The following is a 17788-nucleotide window of genomic DNA, read 5'->3' on the forward strand; positions in this document are numbered from 1 at the left end:
TTCCTCTGTAATCACGCGGGCGGCTTGTGGGTGACGTCTTAGTGCGCCTGCCATTCGACCTGGGAAAGGTCGACACCCTCTTTGTACATGTCCCAAAGCGGCGACAATTCGCGCAGCTTGGTTACTGCTTCGCAGACTTTCTGCGCCGCGTAGTCGATGTCTTCCTCGGTGGTGAAACGACCGAAGGTGAAGCGGATCGAGCTGTGCGCCAGCTCATCGTTGCGGCCCAGCGCGCGCAGCACGTAGGAAGGCTCCAGCGACGCCGAGGTGCAGGCCGAACCCGAGGATACCGCGAGGTCCTTGAGCGCCATGATCAGCGATTCGCCCTCGACGTAATTGAAGCTGAGGTTCAGGTTGTGCGGTACGCGGGAGGTCAGGCTGCCGTTGACGTAGAGCTCTTCGAGCGACTCGACCTGACGGTAGAAACGGGCGCTCAGGGCACGAACGTGCTCGGCGTCCTTGACCATGTCCTGCTTGGCGATGCGGAACGCCTCGCCCATGCCGACGATCTGGTGGGTCGCCAGGGTGCCGGAACGCATGCCGCGTTCGTGGCCGCCACCGTGGGTCTGTGCTTCCAGGCGAACGCGCGGCTTGCGACGCACGTAGAGCGCGCCGATGCCTTTGGGGCCGTAGGTCTTGTGCGCCGAGAACGACATCAGGTCGACCTTCAGCTTTTCCAGGTCGATCTCGACCTTGCCGGTGGACTGCGCCGCGTCGACATGGAAGAGGATGCCCCGCGAACGGGTCAGCTCGCCGATGGCCGCGATGTCGTTGACCGTGCCGATCTCGTTGTTCACGTGCATGACCGACACCAGAATGGTGTCCTCGCGCAGCACGGCTTCGACCATCTCGGCGGTGATCAGGCCATCTTCGCGCGGATCGAGGTAGGTGACCTCGAAGCCTTCGCGCTCGAGCTGGCGAGCGGTGTCCAGGATCGCCTTGTGCTCGATCTTGGTGGTGACGATGTGCTTGCCCTTGTTCGCGTAGAAATGCGCGACGCCCTTGAGGGCGAGGTTGTCCGATTCGGTGGCACCGGAGGTCCAGACGATTTCACGCGGGTCGGCATTGACCAGATCGGCCACCTGGCGACGTGCGGTTTCGACGGCTTCTTCAGCGCGCCAGCCGAACACGTGGGAACGCGACGCAGGGTTGCCGAAATTGCCGTCCATGGTCAGGCACTCGACCATCTTCTGCGCAACTCGCGGATCGACTGGGGTAGTGGCGGAATAGTCCAGATAAATCGGCAATCTCATCGGTGATCTCCTAATCAGATATCAAGGCCTCGCGGCCGGCGCCCTGTTATGTCCGTCTATTCGACGGCGGACGCTTGAATCTTGTCCAGGCTCATCGGCCTGCCCGTGGAAATGCGGCGCTGATCCTGCCGCAGGGCAACTTCCTGCACTTCGCGACGGGTGACCAGATCGGCCAGGCTGATGCCACTGAGGAACTCGTGAATCTGGTCGCTGAGGTCGCACCACAGGTGGTGGGTCAGGCAGGTATCGCCGGAATGGCAATCGCCGAGCCCCTGGCAGCGGGTCGCGTCGACCGATTCGTTGACGGCGTCGATCACCTGGGCGACCTGAATGCCGCCCATCTCCCGGGAGAGCTGATAGCCGCCGCCCGGCCCACGCACGCTGGACACCAGCCCGCTACGACGAAGCTTGGCGAAAAGCTGCTCCAGGTAAGACAGGGAAATGCCCTGGCGCTCGGAAATGTCGGCCAGGGAAACAGGCCCGCTTTGCGCATGCAGGGCCAGATCGAGCATGGCGGTGACGGCGTAACGGCCTTTAGTGGTCAATCGCATGAGTGGTACCACAGAATTCGCTGGTTTGAGCCGATTATCCAATCTCCGAGTATTTAAGTCAACTATAAGACCTATCAACTCAGTCGGATTAATCCAGCGAAGCGGCGCAGAATCATAGCAGAAGGTAATCCCCTACCGCCAAGCTCGCCTATCCCACCGCTATCAGGGGTTACCACGCTTATGTGGCTCGCCGCGGATGGCTTTCTGGGTTTCCGTGAGGATGCCACGCAAGATGTTCATTTCCAGCTTGCTCACCGCCGCACGCCCGTATAGGCGGCGAAGGCGCGGCATCAGGTGGCGGGGCTTTTCGGGATCGAGGAAGCGGATGTCCAGCATGACCCGCTCCAAATGGCGGTAGAACGACTCCATCTCCTCGGCCGTACACACCTCCGCATCGCCATCGGCGAGCGCTTCGGTCTTTTCCATCTTGGTCGGCTTGTTCTGCTGTGCCAGCCAGGCCATACGGACCTCGTAGGTCAGCACCTGCACCGCAGCGGCGAGATTCAACGAGCCAAACTCAGGGTCCGAAGGAATATGCACATGGTAGTGGCAGCGCTGCAGCTCCTCATTGGTCAGCCCGGCATACTCCCGCCCGAACACCAGCGCCACCTTGCTGCCCTTGGTGGCCTGCTCCAGAGAAGTGACCGCAGACTCACGCGGATCCAGCAGCGGCCAGGGAATGCGTCGATCGCGAGCGCTCGTGCCAAGCACCAGGCTGCAACCGACCAGCGCCTCCTCCAGCGTCGCCACGACACGCGCCGCAGCGAGCACATCGGTGGCGCCGGATGCACGGGCGTCGGCCTTTGGACTCGGAAACTCCAGCGGATCGACCAGTACCAGATCGGCGAACCCCATGTTCTTCATGGCCCGCGCCGCGCCGCCGATATTGCCCGGATGACTGGTATTGACCAGGACCACGCGAATGTTCTGCAGCAAGGTCGGCTCCGCAAGCGTTCTCAAAGGGGGATAAATCTTACAGAAGCCCATTCCGCCACGCTACGCGAAGGCTCCGTTCGGACTGCATCAATCGCGCTTTTCTGCTAGTATGGCCGGCTTTATTCGACGACCCAGGTGAAACTCCATGCAGCCCATGCTGAACATCGCCCTGCGCGCAGCCCGCAGCGCCGGTGAACTGATCTTCCGCTCCATCGAACGCCTGGACGTCATCTCGATCAACGAGAAAGACGCCAACGATTACGTCAGCGAAGTCGATCACGCCGCCGAACAGACCATCGTCACCGCGCTGCGCAAGGCCTACCCGACCCATTCCATCCTTGGCGAGGAAAGCGGCTTCAGCGAAGGCAGCGGCGAAGGCAAGGACTACCTGTGGATCATCGATCCGCTGGATGGCACCACCAACTTCCTGCGTGGCGTGCCGCACTTCGCCGTCAGCATCGCCTGCAAGTACCGCGGCCGCCTGGAACACGCCGTGATCCTCGACCCGGTACGCCAGGAAGAATTCACCGCCAGCCGTGGCCGTGGCGCCGCCCTCAACGGCCGCCGCATGCGCGTCAGCCCGCGCAAGGGCCTGGAAGGCGCCCTTCTCGGCACCGGTTTCCCGTTCCGCGAAGGTCAGATGGACAACCTGGAAAACTACCTCGGCATGTTCCGCGCCCTGACCGGCCAGACCGCCGGCATCCGTCGCGCCGGCGCCGCCAGCCTGGACCTCGCCTATGTGGCCGCGGGCCGCTTCGATGCGTTCTGGGAATTCGGCCTGTCGGAATGGGACATGGCCGCCGGCGCGCTGCTGGTTCAGGAAGCCGGCGGCCTCGTCAGCGACTTCACCGGCAGCCACGAATTCCTCGAAAAGGGCAATATCGTCGCGGGCAACACCAAGTGTTTCAAGGCCGTGCTGACCGCGATCCAGCCGCACCTCCCAGCCTCGCTGAAACGCTGACTTCGGCAATTTCCAGGCATTAAAAAAGCGCCCCGCGGGGCGCTTTTTTGTTGTCGCTGATTTACTGGGCAGTGTTCTGACCAATGACCAGTTGGCCATTGCTGACCGGAATCTGCGGACCTGGATCACGGTCCATACGCACCTGACCGATCTTGCCGTCGAGGTCGTACTTGACGTCGTAACCCACGATTTTCTCGCTGGTCTCGTTCACCGTATTGCAGCGGGTCTGCGTGGTCGTATAGGTGTCACCGGCCTGCATGCGACCCTGAACCTGGTTACCGGCGTAACCGCCGCCTACGGCACCGGCCACGGTCGCCAGCTTCTTGCCGTTACCACCGCCGACCTGGTTGCCCAGCAAACCGCCAGCGATGGCGCCGATCGCCGTGCCGGCGATCTTATACTGGTCCTGCACGGGCTTCTGCCGGGTGACCGTGACATCCTTGCAGACCTCGCGAGGTGTCTTGATGGTTTCCTTTACCGGCTGAACCGCTACGACCTTTGCGTAGTCCGGACCGTTGCCGACCACGCTGTAAGCCACCGCGCCCCCGGCCGTAACAACTACGGCACCGAGCACCGCACCGACGAGCATCGACTTGTTCACACGCACCTCCTGACTACCATCCACTGCGAGCGATTACGCTCCATTCCCTGCCTTGGACAGAAGTCAAAAGGGTTAGTTCGACAAGCTCGCCGGCCCGGATCACGGGCGCTCGTCGACTTCCTTGGCGGCCGGAGGGATCAGGTCTTCGGAGCTCAGGCCCAGCCAGACCAGCACCGTGGCACCGATATAGACCGACGAGTAGGTACCGACGACCACACCGATCAACAGCGTGATTGCGAAGTTCGCCAGGCTGTCGCCGCCGAAGAACAGCAACGCGAAGAGTGCCAGCGCCGTGGACAACGAAGTGGCGATGGTCCGCAGCAAGGTTTGCGTGACCGAGGTATCGATATTCTCGATCAGCGTCGCGCGACGCAGCAGACGGAAGTTCTCCCGCACACGGTCGTAAATGATGATGGTGTCGTTCAGCGAATAGCCGATCATCGCCAGCACGGCGGCGAGCACGGTCAGGTCGAACGGCACCTGGAAGAACGCCAGCAGCCCGAGGGTGACGATGACGTCGTGCGCCAGGGAAGCCACGGCACCGACGCCGAACTTCCACTGGAAGCGAAACGCCAAGTAGATGAGGATGCCGCCCAGCGCCAGGAGCATGGCGAGGCCCCCTTGATCGCGCAGCTCTTCACCGACCTGCGGACCGACGAACTCGACGCGCTTGACCTCGAACTGGGTGTCCGCGTCGATCTTGCGCAACGCCTCGGCAACCTTGTTGCCCAGTTGCGGATCTTCGCCGGCCAGGCGAACCAGCACGTCGGTGCTGGCGCCGAAGCTCTGCACGATGGACTCCGGATAACCGGCCTGCCCCAGCTCGGACTTGATCAGCTCGAGGTTCGCGGGCTTCTCGTAGGCCAGCTCGATCAGCGTGCCGCCAGTGAAATCCAGGCCGAAGTTCAGGCCCTTGGCGACCAAGCTGCCAAGGCCGATGAAGCTGATGACCAGGGTGATGGCGAACGCGATGTTGCGTATCGCCATGAAACGGATGGTGGACTTGATCATGACGGCACCTTAGATCCACAGCTTCTTGAAGTTACGGCCACCGAAGATCAGGTTGACCAAACCGCGGGTGAACATGATGGCGGTGAACATCGAGGTGATGATCCCCAGCGACATGGTCACGGCGAAGCCCTTGACCGGACCGGTACCCAGGGCGAACAGGATCGCGCCGACCAGCAGCGTGGTCAGGTTACTGTCGATGATCGCGCTGTAGGCGCGATCGAAGCCTTCGTGGATCGCACGCTGCACTGAAAGGCCGTTGGCCAGTTCTTCACGTATCCGTGAATAGATCAGCACGTTGGCGTCCACCGCCATGCCCAGCGTCAGCACGATACCGGCGATGCCTGGCAGGGTCAGGGTGGCGCCGATCACCGACATCAGGCCAACCAGCAACACCAGGTTGAAGGCCAGCGCGACGGTCGCCAGAACACCGAAGAAGCGGTAGATGGCGATGATGAAGATCGACACGAAGACCATCGCCCACTCGGTGGATTCGATGCCCTTGACGATGTTCTCGGCACCCAGGCTCGGGCCGATGGTGCGTTCTTCGGCGAAGTACATCGGCGCGGCCAGACCGCCGGCGCGCAGCAGCAGCGCCAGTTCGGAGGACTCGCCCTGGCCGTTCAGGCCGGTGATGCGGAACTGCCCGCCCAGCGGCGACTGGATGGTCGCCAGGCTGATGATCTGTTTCTCCTCCTTGAAGGTCTGCGTGGCGACTTCCTTCTCGACGCCATCGACCACCTGCTTGCTGTAGGTGGTGACCGGACGCTGTTCGATGAAGATCACCGCCATGCTGCGCCCGACGTTGTTGCGGGTTGCGCGGTTCATCAGCTCACCGCCGTGGCCGTCGAGACGGATATTCACCTGCGGACGACCGTTCTCATCGAAGCTGGCGCTGGCGTCGGTGACCTGGTCGCCGGTGATGATCAGGCTGCGCTCGAGCTGAACCGGCGGACGGCCCGGCTCGCGGAAGCCAAAGGATTCGGTGGTGGCGCGGGAGGCATCGGCCTCGGCCGCCAGGCGGAATTCGAGGCTCGCGGTCTTGCCGAGGATCCGCTTGGCTTCCGCGGTGTCCTGCACGCCCGGCAGCTCGACGACGATGCGGTTGGCGCCCTGGCGCTGCACCAGCGGCTCGGCGACGCCCAGCTCGTTCACCCGGTTACGCACGGTGGTGAGGTTCTGCTTGATCGAGTATTCGCGAATCTCGGCCAACTTGGCCTGGTTAAGGCTAAGGCGCAGCACCTGCTGGCCATTGCGCTCGGTGGTGGTCAGGTCGAAATCGTTGAAGCTTTTGCGGATCAGGTCCTGCGCCTTCTGCGCGGACTCGGCATCGGTGAAGCCCAGCTGGAAGGCATTTTCCTGCGCCGGCAGGCTGCGGTAGCGAACACGCTCCTTGCGCAGCAGGCTCTTTACCTCACCCTCGTAGACCTTGATGCGCGCATCGAGGGCCTTCTCCATGTCCACTTCGAGAAGGAAGTGCACACCACCGGACAGGTCGAGACCGAGCTTCATCGGCGTCGCATGCAGGCTGCGCAGCCAGTCCGGCGTGGTCGGCGCCAGGTTCAGGGCGACGACGTAATCATCCCCCAGCGCCTTGCGCACGACATCCTTGGCCGGCAACTGATCAGCCAGCTTGGTCAGACGCAGCAGGCCGCCATGCTGGGCGACTTCGGCCGCCTTGACCGCGATACCCGCGTCACTCAGTGCCTGGCTGGCACGATCGACAGTCGCCTGGTCGATCTTCAGTGCCGTGCTGCTGCCGGTGAGCTGGATGGCCGGGTCGTCCGGATAGAGATTGGGCGCGGAATAGACCAGGCCGATCGCCAGCACCGCCAGGATCAGCAGGTATTTCCACAGAGGGTATTTGTTCAGCATGACGCCGCCCGCTTATGACGCGGGGCGCCCTAAAGCGCCCCGTGGAAGAAAGGAAAAGGTAGGACTCAGATGGCTTTCAGCGTGCCCTTGGGCAAGGTTGCAGCGATAGCGGCCTTCTGGAATTTCATCTCGACGGTGTCGGAGACTTCGACGACGACGAAGTCATCGGCGACCTTGACCACCTTGCCGGCGATCCCGCCGGAAGTGACCACTTCGTCACCCTTCTGCAGGTTGCCGAGGAGGTTCTTGTGCTCTTTCGAGCGCTTGGCCTGCGGACGCCAGATCATCAGATAGAAGATGACCAGGAAGCCAACCAGAAAGACCCATTCGAAGCCGGTGCCGGCAGGTCCGGCGGCCGGAGCGGCAGCGTCGGCGTAAGCGGCGGGAATCAGAAAGCTCATGTAGCACCCCTGTTGCAAGTTCTTGAAATAAGGAAGGAATTTCAATCCAAAGGCGGCGTTGGCAGGCCGCGTCGGGCGTAGAAGGCGTCGACGAAGGCGGCCAATGTACCCTGTTGAATTGCCCCGCGCAAACCAGCCATCAGGCGCTGGTAATGACGCAGGTTATGGATTGTATTCAACATGCTCCCGAGCATTTCGCCGCATTTATCCAGATGGTGCAGATAGGCGCGGGAGAAATGTTTGCAGGTGTAACAGTCGCAGTCGGCCTCCAGGGGCGACTGGTCGTGGCGATGCCCGGCGTTGCGGATCTTCACCACCCCTTCGGCGGTGAACAGATGACCGTTGCGGGCGTTGCGCGTAGGCATCACGCAGTCGAACATGTCGACGCCGCGGCGCACGCCTTCGACCAGGTCTTCCGGCTTGCCCACACCCATCAGGTAGCGCGGCTTGTCCGCCGGCATCTGCGCCGGCAGGAAATCCAGCACACGGATCATCTCCTCCTTCGGCTCGCCCACCGAGAGCCCGCCGATGGCCAGGCCGTCGAAGCCGATTTCGCACAGGCGCTCCAGCGAACGCATGCGCAGGTTTTCGTGCATGCCACCCTGGACGATGCCGAACAGCGCCGAAGGGTTGTCCGCATGGGCGATCTTCGAGCGCTCGGCCCAGCGCAGCGACAGTTCCATGGAGCGGCGCGCGACCTCTTCGTCAGCCGGGTAAGGCGTGCATTCATCGAAGATCATCACGATGTCCGAGCCCAGCTCGCGCTGCACGCGCATCGACTCTTCCGGCCCCATGAACACCTTGGCGCCATCCACCGGCGAAGCGAAGTAGACGCCCTCCTCCTTGATCTTGCGCATCGCGCCCAGGCTGAACACCTGGAAACCGCCGGAGTCGGTGAGGATCGGCCCCTTCCACTGCATGAAATCGTGCAGGTCACCATGCTCGCGGACCACCTCGGTGCCCGGACGCAGCCACAGGTGGAAGGTATTGCCGAGAATGATCTGCGCGCCGATCGCCTCGATGTCGCGCGGCAGCATGCCCTTCACCGTGCCGTAGGTCCCCACCGGCATGAACGCCGGGGTCTCCACCACGCCACGCGGGAAGGTCAGCCGTCCGCGCCGGGCCCTGCCCTCGGTGGCGAGCAGTTCGAAGGTCATGTGGCTCATGCGAAGTCCTCGGGGCCGCGCGCGGCGGGATTGCGGGTGATGTACATGGCGTCGCCGTAACTGAAGAAGCGGTAACCGTTTTCCACCGCGGCGGCGTAGGCGGCCATCGTCTCGGGATAACCGGCGAACGCGGACACCAGCATCAACAGCGTGGATTCGGGCAGATGGAAGTTGGTCACCAGGGCATCGACCACATGGAAGGGTCGCCCTGGGTAGATGAAGATGTCGGTGTCGCCACTGAACGCCTTGAGCTGGCCGTCGCGCGCGGCGCTTTCCAGCGAGCGCACGCTGGTGGTGCCGACCGCGATCACCCGCCCGCCCCGCGCACGACACGCGGCGACGGCGTCGACGACATCCTGGCTGACTTCCAGCCACTCGCGGTGCATGTGGTGATCCTCGATACGCTCGACGCGCACGGGCTGGAAGGTGCCAGCGCCGACGTGCAGCGTGACGAACGCGGTTTCCACGCCTTTAGCGCGGATCGACTCGAGCAGCGCCTCATCGAAATGCAGGCCGGCGGTAGGCGCGGCCACCGCGCCGGAGCGCTGCGCGTAGACGGTCTGGTAGCGCTCGCGATCGGCAGCGTCATCGGCGCGCACTATATAAGGAGGCAATGGCATGTGCCCGACGCGATCGAGCAGCGCCAGCACGGGCTCGTCGAAACGCAACTCGAACAGCGCATCGTGGCGCGCCAGCATCTCGGCGCGACCACCACCCTCGACGAGGATTTCGGTGCCGGGCTTCGGCGACTTGCTCGAGCGCACATGGGCGAGCACCCGGTACTCGTCCAGCACACGCTCGACGAGGATCTCCAGCTTGCCGCCGGAAGCCTTCTGGCCGAACAGCCGCGCCGGAATCACCCGGGTGTCGTTGAACACCATGAGGTCGCCGGGATGCAGATGATCGAGCAGGTCGGTGAAGCGTCGATGCGCCAGCGCGCCGCTCTCGCCATCGAGCACCAGCAGGCGGCTGGCGCGACGCTCGGCAAGCGGATAGCGGGCGATGAGGGATTCGGGAAGGTCGAAATGGAAGTCGGAAACGCGCATGTCTGGGTCGTCTTGCTCAGGGCGCGAATCTTAACGGAAAAGCCTCGCGCTGACCACGCAGCGCGATTGACCCGACGCAGGCGCCTCCCTATACTCCGCCGCCATTGCCCCGGTGGCGGAATCGGTAGACGCGGCGGATTCAAAATCCGTTTTCGAAAGGAGTGGGAGTTCGAGTCTCCCCCGGGGCACCAACACGCTTTACCCCCGGCGACTTTACAGGTCGCCGCTCGCTACAAAGCGCTCAGACTCCAGCTCACACGGCGTTTCTGCCAAAGCCTCGCAGAGCCCGTCCCAGGCAGCAAAAACCACGCATTCCAGGGTTGGCAACGGCCCGGGAGTTAGCGTAGAGTGTGCCCACTGTGTTTGCATGGGTCGCTGTTGAATCGTGACCTGGTGCAGTAGATCCTAAGATCCGCTACATCCCGCTCGACTTCTCTTACTCTTTGCAACCAGTTCCAGCCCTCTATTGTCGTAGAGGCTGCCATCAACTCTAGTTTCAAGGAAATAAGACATGTCGAATCGTCAAAACGGCACCGTTAAGTGGTTCAACGACGAGAAGGGCTTCGGCTTCATCACTCCCGAAAGCGGCCCGGATCTGTTCGTTCACTTCCGTGCAATCGAAGGTAACGGCTTCAAGAGCCTGAAAGAAGGCCAGAAAGTTAGCTTCGTGGCCGTCCAAGGCCAGAAAGGCATGCAAGCTGACCAGGTTCAAATCCTGGCCTAATCGCCTTCGCAAGAAAAAGCCCCTGGTGGTGACATCAGGGGCTTTTTTGTGCGCGCCATTCACTAGAATGGCGCTTTATCCCGCGAGCCCTTCCATATGCCGAAACACCTGCTCCGTCCGCAAGGCGAGTTTCCTCCCGCCGGCCTTGGCCGTCGCCTTGCCGCGCTGTTCTACGATTTCCTGCTCTGCGTCGCGCTGCTGATCGTCGTTGCCTTCGCCTACAAGCTGGCACTGATGGGCATCTATGGCGTCGACGAGACCAAGCGCCTCACCGACTCCGGTGCGCTGGACGGCGACCCGCTGCTGTCGACGCTGCTGCTGTTCGCGCTGTTCGGTTTCTTCGCCAAGTTCTGGACCCACTCGGGACAGACGCTCGGCATGCAGGTATGGGGGCTACGAATCCAGAACACTGACGGCTCGGCGGTCAGCCTGTGGCAGGCCCTGCTGCGCTTCGTGATCGCCATCGGATCCTGGCTGCTCGGCGGGCTCGGCTACCTGTGGATCCTCTGGGACAAGCGCAAGCGCAGCTGGCACGACATCTACTCGGACAGCCAGGTGGTGCGGCTGCCCAAGCACATTCACAAGAAGTGAGCGCGCTCCTCAGCCCGCGCGCCTGAGCAACCAGCCGCCGGCCAGCGCGCAGATCGCGGCCGGCACCAGCACCGCCAGCAACGGCGAGAAGCCGAACACCAGGCTCGACGGACCGAGCAGATCCTGGGCGATGCGGAACACGAAGCCCACCAGCACGCCGGTGAAGATGCGCTGGCCGAGGGTCACCGAGCGCAGCGGACCGAAGATGAAACTGATCGCCATCAGCACCAGCGCGGCGGTTACCAGCGGTTGCAGCAGCTTGCTCCAGAACGCCAGCCAGTAGCGCTGGTTGTTCAGCTCCTGATCGGCGAGATAGCCGATGTACTTCCACAACCCGACGAGCGACAGCGCGTCCGGCTCCATCACCACGGTGCCGAGCATCTGCGGGCTGAGCTCGATATCCCAGGGCTCCTCCGCGGTCGTACGCACCTCGGTACTGCGCTCCTTGAACAGCGTTGTAGTTACGCCCTGCAGTTGCCAGTGGTCGCCGTTGTAGTGGGCCTGGCGGGCGAAACTCGATGATTGCAGGTGGCGCTGATCGTCGAAGCGGTAGCGTGTCACCCCATACAGGATGCCACTGGGCTGCACGGCGTTGATGTGCACGTATTCGTTGCCCTGGCGATGCCAAAGGCCATGCTTGGCGCTTTGCGCGTCACCGCTGCCTTGGGCCATCGCGCGGAACGACTGGGCCTGGTTCTCGGTTTGCGGCGCGAGGTATTCGCCGATCAGGATGCCGACGACCATCAGCATCAGCATCGGCCGCATCACCGACCAGACGATCCGCCCGATCGACACCCCGGCCGCACGCATGATGGTCAGCTCGCTGTTGCTGGCCAGCGTGCCAAGACCGATGAGGCAGCCGATCAGCGCCGCCATCGGCAGCATCTCGTAGATTCGCCGCGGCGCGGTCAGCAGCACGTACCAGGCCGCGTCGAGCAGGCCGTAGCTGTCCTCGATATCGCCCAGCTCGTCGATGAAGGCGAACAGCAGGGCGAGGCCGACGATCACGCCGAGCACGCTGAGGATGGCGAAGAACACGCTGGTGCCGATGTAGCGATCCAACTTAACCATGGGTCGCAGCTCCAGCACGACGCGCCGCCAGTTTCAGGCGCAACGATTCCCAATAAAGCATCAGCATGCCGATGGCGAAGAACAGCAGATGCACCCACCACAGCCCCAGCGCGGGCGGAATCCGCCCCTTGTCCAACGCGCCGCGCATGGCGATCAGCAGCGACAGATAGGCCATATAGAGAAGGATCGCCGGCAGCAGCTTGAGGAAGCGCCCCTGACGCGGATTGACCCGTGCCAGCGGAACGGCAAGCAGCGTGATGACGAACACCAGCAGCGGAATCGACAGGCGCCATTGCAGTTCGGCGATGTAGCGGATGTTGTCGCTGCCGAACAGCTGCGAGGTCGGGATCGCCTCGCGATCGCTGATCTCGGCGCTGACCTCCGGGCGCGGCAGCAGCACGCCGTAGGTGTCGTACTGGATCGCGCGGTAATTGGCCTCGCCGGGGTTGCCGTCGTAGCGGTAGCCGTTCTTCAGGATCAGGTAACGGCTGCCATCCTCGCGAATTTCCTGGCGCCCGGATTCGGCCACCAGCACGGTGATGCCACGTTCCTTGGCCTTGTCGCGGGACAGCTGCTTCTCGGAGATGAACAGCCCGCCCAGCGCGTCGCGATTCTCCGACAGGGTTTCGGTGTAGGTGACCCGCGACCCGTCGCGCATGGACTGGAAGCGCCCCGGTTCCAGCGTATCGAACTCGGTGAGGGCGTCCTGTGCATTGAGAATGCGCGCCACCTGGCCAATGCCCTGGGGCGCCAGCCCCATGCTCAGCCAGGCCACCAGCAGGGCGACCACGGTGGCCGGCGCGAGGCTGTAGGCCACCAGACGCTGCTGGCTCATGCCGGTGGCCGCCAGCACGGTCATTTCGCTGTCGAGGTAGAGCCGTCCGTAGGCCAGCAGGATGCCGAGGAACAGCCCCAGTGGCAGGATCAGTTCGAGAAAACCAGGCATCCGGTAGAGCATGATCAGCAGCAGCACGCCCGGATCGAGCAAGCCCTGGGCAGCCTGGGCGAGGTACTTGATGAAGCGCCCGCTCATGATGATCACCAGCAGCACCGCACTGACCGCGCTCAGGGTAATCAGCAGCTCTCGGGACAGGTAACGAAAGACGATCAAACCAGACCACTCCAGGGTTGTCGGGCTCGGGCGGCAACCCAGTGCGCCACCCGCGGCCGGCACGCCCACGGGCGGCCGATTTAAAAAGAGGCCGGCATTATCCTGCGATTGCGCGCGGGTGTCACGGCGAACTCGGATTGCTATCCTCCCGCTCGCCTGCGGCCGGCGCAACCGGCGACCTTCTACCGATGAACGAGCGACCCTCTACCTTTGGCCAGGCGCGAACCCGAGCCCCGACGCATAGACTCCAGGTTCGCCCGATCGGACTCTTCGCAGAGACGAGATGAACGCCCGAACGCTATCGCTGACCAGCCTCGCCATGCTCGCCTTCGCCGGCAATTCACTGCTCTGTCGCCTGGCGCTCAAACACACCGCCATCGATGCGGCCAGTTTCACCGGCCTGCGCCTCCTCGCTGGCGCACTGATGCTGAGCCTGCTCCTGCAGCTACGCCACTCGCGCGGCAAACCCCACGGCAGTTGGTCCGGCGCCGCCGCCCTGTTCACCTATGCCGCGGCGTTTTCCTTCGCCTATCTGCAACTGGACGCCGGCGTCGGTGCCCTGCTGCTGTTCGGCGCCGTGCAGTCGAGCATGCTGCTCTACGGGGTGATGCGCGGCGAACGTCTTGGCCGCTGGGCGACACTCGGCCTACTGCTCGCCCTTGGCGGACTGCTTGTGCTCCTGCTGCCAGGAGCCAGTGCGCCGCCCCTCGGCAGCGCGCTGCTGATGCTGCTCGCCGGCCTCGCCTGGGCACTCTATTCGCTGCTCGGACGCGGCGTCGCCGACCCGCTCGCCGCCACCGCCGGCAATTTTCTGCGCGCCATTCCCTTCGCCGTGCTGCTCTGCCTGGCACTCGTCAGCCGGCGCGACTGGGACCTGCCCGGCGTCACCTATGCCCTGCTTTCCGGCGCGCTCGCCTCGGGCGTCGGCTACGCCATCTGGTACACCGCACTGCGCGGCCTCGGCGCGCTGCAGGCCTCGACGGTGCAACTCAGCGTACCCATCCTCGCCGCCCTGGGCGGCAGCCTGCTGCTGGGCGAAACCCTGACGCTGCGCCTGCTGCTGGTGTCGATCGCGGTGCTCGGCGGCATCGCGCTGGTGCTCGGCAGCCGCACGCGCACATGAAAAGGCCCCGCACTGGCGGGGCCCTTCGGCTGGCGCGGTCGATCAGTCCAGCTTGTCGCGAGTGACGTCGCCGGTCTTGCCGTCGACGCGGAACTCGTAGACCTTGCCGTCCTGCTTCACGCCTTCTCCCTCCCAGTAACCGCCGTCGTCGGCCTCGATCTTGTGGACCTGGGTGTAACCGGCGGCCTTGGCTTTCGCCAGCGCCTGGTCGATGGTGATCCAGTCGGCACCCGGACGATCGGCCAGGGCCATTCCGGCGGTGAGTGCGGCGGCAGCTGCCAGGGTGGCAGTGAGCGTGTGCTTGAGCATGGAAAGCCTCCGTTTCCGTTATGGTTGGGGCGTCATGCAGTTGGAGGCCGCCAGCGCGCCAAGGGTTCCATCGCCGTGCGATCCGCTGCGCCAAGGCTGGGCATCCGCGCGCCACGACAGTAGGATACGGAGCACACCGCGACACGCCGGCGCAGTTCGGGGTGAGCACCCGTCCGGACGGATCAGCGCATCCCCGGACAGGCCATGACTGACTCGCTCCACGACCGTCGTCCTGCCCCTGGTTCAAGGCACCGACGGTCTTCGCGGCATCTTCCGGATCACGCGGCGGCCCCATACGCCGTCGCCTTCCTGCACAGCAGACACCTTGTCTCGGGGACAAATCTCGATGGAATTCCTAGCCAAAAGCGCTCGCCCGGAAACCGTAAAAACCGCCACCCTGGTGATTCCCGTCGGCGAGGGCCGCGTACTCGGCAACCTCGCCCAGGCGGTCGACACGGCGAGCGGCGGCGCTATCGCCACCCTGCTCAAGCGCGGCGACCTGGCCGGCAAGCCGGGCCAGACCCTGCTCCTGCACAGCCTGCCCAACCTCAAGGCCGAGCGCGTGCTGCTGGTCGGCTGCGGCAAGGAAAGCCCGCTTTCCGACCGCCAGTTCCGCAAGCTGGTGAGCGCTGCGCACGCGGCGCTCAAGGGCCTCGGCGGCACCGACGCGGCCTTCGCCCTGGGCGATCTGGAAGTGAAGAACCGCGACGCCTATGGCAAGGCCCGCCTGACCGTGGAAACCCTGGCCGACGGCACCTACGTGTTCGATCGCTTCAAGAGTCAGAAGGCCGAAGCGCGCCCGCTGAAGAAGATCACCCTGATCACCGACAAGCCCGCCCAGGCCGAGTTCGAGCGCGGCATCCTTCACGCCCGCGCCATCGCCACCGGCATGGCCTTCACCAAGGATCTGGGCAACCTGCCGCCGAACCTGTGCACGCCAAGCTTCCTGGCCGAAGAGGCCAAGGCGCTCGGCAAGACCTATCCCGGCCTGAAGGTCGAGATCCACGACGAGAAGAAGCTCAAGGCGCTGGGCATGGGTTCGTTCCTTGCAGTCGCTCAGGGCAGCGAGCAGCCCCCGCGGCTGATCGTCATGCAGTACAACGGCGGCAAGAAGGGCGAGCAGCCCTATGCGCTGGTCGGCAAGGGCATCACCTTCGACACCGGCGGCATCAGCATCAAGCCGGCCGCCGGCATGGATGAGATGAAGTACGACATGTGCGGCGCCGCCAGCGTGTTCGGCACCCTGCGCGCGGTGCTGGAGCTGCAGCTGCCGATCAACCTGGTGTGCCTGCTGGCCTGCGCCGAGAACATGCCCAGCGGCCGCGCCACGCGCCCTGGCGACATCGTCACGACGATGAGCGGGCAGACCGTGGAAATCCTCAACACCGACGCCGAAGGCCGCCTGGTGCTGTGCGACACCCTCACCTACGCGGAGCGCTTCAAGCCGCAGGCGGTCATCGACCTGGCCACGCTGACCGGCGCCTGCATCGTCGCCCTGGGCAGCAACACCTCGGGCCTGATGGGCAACGACGACGGTTTGATAGAGCAGGTCCTCGACGCCGGCCGCCGCGCCGACGACCGCGCCTGGCAGCTGCCGCTGTTCGACGAGTACCAGGAGCAGCTCGACAGCCCGTTCGCCGACATCGCCAACATCGGTGGGCCGAAGGCCGGCACCATCACCGCCGGCTGCTTCCTGTCGCGCTTCGCCAAGGCCTACAAGTGGGCGCATCTGGACATCGCCGGCACCGCCTGGATCAGCGGCGGCAAGGAGAAAGGCGCCACCGGCCGCCCGGTTCCGCTGCTGACGCAATACCTGCTGGATCGCACCCAGGCCTGAGTGCCCGCTGCCCGGCGCCGCGAGGCGTCGGGCAGCACGACGAGAATCCCATGCCCCAGATCGATTTCTACGTGCTCCCCACCGCCGATCCGGCGGCCCGGGTGGAGTTCGCCTGCAAGCTCAGCGAAAAGGCCTGGCGCCTCGGTCATCGCATCTACCTGCACTGCCAGAACGCCGAACAGCGCGAGGCACTGGATGCGCGGTTGTGGACGTTCAAGGGCGAGGCCTTCGTTCCGCACGGGCTGGCCGAAGACGACAGCCAGGCCCCCATCGCCCTCGGCCTGGGCGATGCGCCCGTGGCGCATTGCGACCTGCTGATCAACCTCGACCTGGCCGTGCCGGCGTTTTTCGAGCGCTTCGCCCGGGTCGCCGAGCTGGTGGTGGAAGATCCCGCCATCCGTCAGGCGGCCCGCGAGAGTTTCCGTTTCTACCGGGAGCGCGGCTATCCTCCGCAGGACCACCGCCTGCCTCGCCTTTGAAGCCATCCATGGACAGCCATCAACCTCCGCGCAAGCCCGCCCACCTGCTCGACGAACTCGAGTCGATCCGCCGCGTACTCACGCCGCCGGACCAGGAACCGCCGCTGCTGACCGACTCGCTGGATGCACCGGAGATTCCCCTGCTCAGCGAGGTCGTCGAGGAAGAACCCGAGCCGGCCCCCGTACCGCTCATGCAAGCGCCGCAGGCACCGGTCACCCCGGCACCACCGGTGGTGCCGCTGGCGCAGCCGAATCTCGCCCAGACGCCCGTGCAGCAGGCCGAGATCGCCCAGAGCCTGCGCCGCCACCTCTCGCCGGGCGCCGCCGAGCTGGCGCGCCTGGACGGCGAGCTGCGTTCCGCCGCGCAACTGCTGCTGCAGGACGTGATCGACGACTTCGTGCCGCAGATCGAAGCCGAACTGCGCCGTCGCCTGGACGCCCGCCTGGATCGACTGCTGGCGCAACGCAAGCGCTGAACGCCGCAAAAACGCGCCATCGCCGCGCATACAGTCCGCACGCGCAGCCTGGCTCCGCGTGCCTAGGCCCTGCCCGCCATCCCCTTTATACTTGCCGGCTTTCCTGATCAGCCGCTTTCAAGAGTCCCGCACCGCATGGACAAGACCTACCAGCCGCACGCCATCGAGACTTCCTGGTACCAGACCTGGGAAGCGAACAACTATTTCGCCCCCCAGGGTGCCGGCGAGCCGTACACCATCATGATCCCGCCGCCGAACGTCACCGGCAG

20 protein-coding genes and 1 tRNA gene are annotated in these 17788 nt (G+C 64.3%); 9 read left to right on the forward strand and 12 right to left on the reverse strand.

What is annotated here, in order from left to right; genetic code table 11:
* Positions 1-38 precede the first annotated feature (38 nt).
* The 3 genes from B3E91_RS05440 to trmJ all read right to left on the reverse strand — a co-directional run bounded on the left by B3E91_RS05440 (position 39) and on the right by trmJ (position 2740).
* Positions 39-1253, reverse strand: a complete 1215-nt coding sequence (locus B3E91_RS05440) for an IscS subfamily cysteine desulfurase (RefSeq protein ID WP_287028630.1) — start codon at positions 1251-1253, stop codon at positions 39-41.
* 56 nt (positions 1254-1309) lie between these two features.
* Entirely contained in the window at positions 1310-1804 is a 495-nt protein-coding gene (gene iscR, locus B3E91_RS05445; protein ID WP_287028631.1) for a Fe-S cluster assembly transcriptional regulator IscR, read from the reverse strand.
* A gap of 162 nt (positions 1805-1966) precedes the next feature.
* Positions 1967-2740 carry a tRNA (cytosine(32)/uridine(32)-2'-O)-methyltransferase TrmJ gene (trmJ, locus tag B3E91_RS05450; RefSeq protein WP_287028632.1) on the reverse strand — a complete coding sequence of 258 codons (774 nt, stop codon included), beginning with the start codon at positions 2738-2740 and terminating at the stop codon, positions 1967-1969.
* Between the two features lie 145 nt (positions 2741-2885).
* On the opposite strand from trmJ, the gene suhB reads away from it, so the two are divergent.
* The gene (suhB, locus tag B3E91_RS05455; protein ID WP_282342597.1) at positions 2886-3701 is read left to right on the forward strand and encodes an inositol-phosphate phosphatase; all 816 of its coding nucleotides are present in this window, start codon (positions 2886-2888) and stop codon (positions 3699-3701) included.
* Between the two features lie 61 nt (positions 3702-3762).
* On the opposite strand, the gene B3E91_RS05460 is transcribed toward suhB, so the two are convergent.
* From B3E91_RS05460 to queA, 6 genes are all read right to left on the reverse strand, one after another.
* Positions 3763-4302: a glycine zipper 2TM domain-containing protein gene (locus B3E91_RS05460; protein ID WP_282342598.1), complete on the reverse strand. Its 540-nt coding sequence runs from the start codon at positions 4300-4302 to the stop codon at positions 3763-3765.
* 99 nt (positions 4303-4401) lie between these two features.
* Positions 4402-5313 carry a protein translocase subunit SecF gene (gene secF, locus B3E91_RS05465; protein WP_273232147.1) on the reverse strand — a complete coding sequence of 304 codons (912 nt, stop codon included), beginning with the start codon at positions 5311-5313 and terminating at the stop codon, positions 4402-4404.
* A 9-nt stretch (positions 5314-5322) separates the two neighbouring features.
* Positions 5323-7185, reverse strand: coding sequence for a protein translocase subunit SecD (secD, locus tag B3E91_RS05470; protein ID WP_287028633.1), 1863 nt, complete (start codon positions 7183-7185; stop codon positions 5323-5325).
* Positions 7186-7250: 65 nt separating this feature from the next.
* Positions 7251-7586 carry a preprotein translocase subunit YajC gene (gene yajC / locus B3E91_RS05475; RefSeq protein WP_090227081.1) on the reverse strand — a complete coding sequence of 112 codons (336 nt, stop codon included), beginning with the start codon at positions 7584-7586 and terminating at the stop codon, positions 7251-7253.
* A 41-nt stretch (positions 7587-7627) separates the two neighbouring features.
* A complete protein-coding gene (gene tgt / locus B3E91_RS05480; RefSeq protein ID WP_273232342.1) occupies positions 7628-8743 on the reverse strand; it encodes a tRNA guanosine(34) transglycosylase Tgt in 1116 nt (371 codons plus the stop codon).
* 5 nt (positions 8744-8748) lie between these two features.
* The gene (gene queA / locus B3E91_RS05485) at positions 8749-9798 is read right to left on the reverse strand and encodes a tRNA preQ1(34) S-adenosylmethionine ribosyltransferase-isomerase QueA (protein WP_287028634.1); all 1050 of its coding nucleotides are present in this window, start codon (positions 9796-9798) and stop codon (positions 8749-8751) included.
* Between the two features lie 106 nt (positions 9799-9904).
* On the opposite strand from queA, the gene B3E91_RS05490 reads away from it, so the two are divergent.
* The 3 genes from B3E91_RS05490 (at position 9905) to B3E91_RS05500 (ending at position 11113) form a co-directional block, all read left to right on the forward strand.
* Positions 9905-9989: transfer RNA gene (locus B3E91_RS05490), tRNA-Leu, on the forward strand.
* Positions 9990-10309: 320 nt separating this feature from the next.
* Positions 10310-10522 carry a cold-shock protein gene (locus tag B3E91_RS05495; protein ID WP_090227075.1) on the forward strand — a complete coding sequence of 71 codons (213 nt, stop codon included), beginning with the start codon at positions 10310-10312 and terminating at the stop codon, positions 10520-10522.
* 96 nt (positions 10523-10618) lie between these two features.
* Positions 10619-11113 carry an RDD family protein gene (locus tag B3E91_RS05500; RefSeq protein ID WP_287028635.1) on the forward strand — a complete coding sequence of 165 codons (495 nt, stop codon included), beginning with the start codon at positions 10619-10621 and terminating at the stop codon, positions 11111-11113.
* A 9-nt stretch (positions 11114-11122) separates the two neighbouring features.
* On the opposite strand, the gene lptG is transcribed toward B3E91_RS05500, so the two are convergent.
* Entirely contained in the window at positions 11123-12184 is a 1062-nt protein-coding gene (gene lptG / locus B3E91_RS05505; RefSeq protein WP_287028636.1) for an LPS export ABC transporter permease LptG, read from the reverse strand.
* Positions 12177-13295: an LPS export ABC transporter permease LptF gene (gene lptF, locus B3E91_RS05510; RefSeq protein WP_287028637.1), complete on the reverse strand. Its 1119-nt coding sequence runs from the start codon at positions 13293-13295 to the stop codon at positions 12177-12179. The genes lptG and lptF overlap by 8 nt, the downstream gene beginning before the upstream one ends.
* A gap of 283 nt (positions 13296-13578) precedes the next feature.
* On the opposite strand from lptF, the gene B3E91_RS05515 reads away from it, so the two are divergent.
* A complete protein-coding gene (locus B3E91_RS05515; RefSeq protein WP_287028638.1) occupies positions 13579-14418 on the forward strand; it encodes a DMT family transporter in 840 nt (279 codons plus the stop codon).
* Between the two features lie 42 nt (positions 14419-14460).
* Here B3E91_RS05515 and B3E91_RS05520 read toward each other — a convergent pair whose 3' ends face one another.
* Positions 14461-14727 (reverse strand): PepSY domain-containing protein, encoded by a 267-nt coding sequence (locus tag B3E91_RS05520; RefSeq protein WP_273232131.1) that lies wholly within the window; start codon positions 14725-14727, stop codon positions 14461-14463.
* A 346-nt stretch (positions 14728-15073) separates the two neighbouring features.
* Here B3E91_RS05520 and B3E91_RS05525 point away from each other — a divergent pair, with 346 nt between their 5' ends.
* The 4 genes from B3E91_RS05525 to B3E91_RS22200 all read left to right on the forward strand — a co-directional run.
* Entirely contained in the window at positions 15074-16564 is a 1491-nt protein-coding gene (locus B3E91_RS05525) for a leucyl aminopeptidase (RefSeq protein WP_287028639.1), read from the forward strand.
* A 50-nt stretch (positions 16565-16614) separates the two neighbouring features.
* Entirely contained in the window at positions 16615-17043 is a 429-nt protein-coding gene (locus B3E91_RS05530) for a DNA polymerase III subunit chi (protein WP_090227056.1), read from the forward strand.
* An 8-nt stretch (positions 17044-17051) separates the two neighbouring features.
* On the forward strand, positions 17052-17519 hold the full coding sequence (locus B3E91_RS05535; protein ID WP_287028640.1) for a DNA polymerase III subunit chi: 468 nt from the start codon (positions 17052-17054) through the stop codon (positions 17517-17519).
* Positions 17520-17654: 135 nt separating this feature from the next.
* Positions 17655-17788 (forward strand): hypothetical protein (locus B3E91_RS22200; RefSeq protein ID WP_414708199.1); only part of this gene is annotated, 134 nt, incomplete at its 3' end.

The sequence above is a fragment of the Pseudomonas sp. UBA6310 genome (assembly GCF_002438225.1).
GTDB classification, from domain to species: domain Bacteria; phylum Pseudomonadota; class Gammaproteobacteria; order Pseudomonadales; family Pseudomonadaceae; genus Pseudomonas_O; species Pseudomonas_O kuykendallii.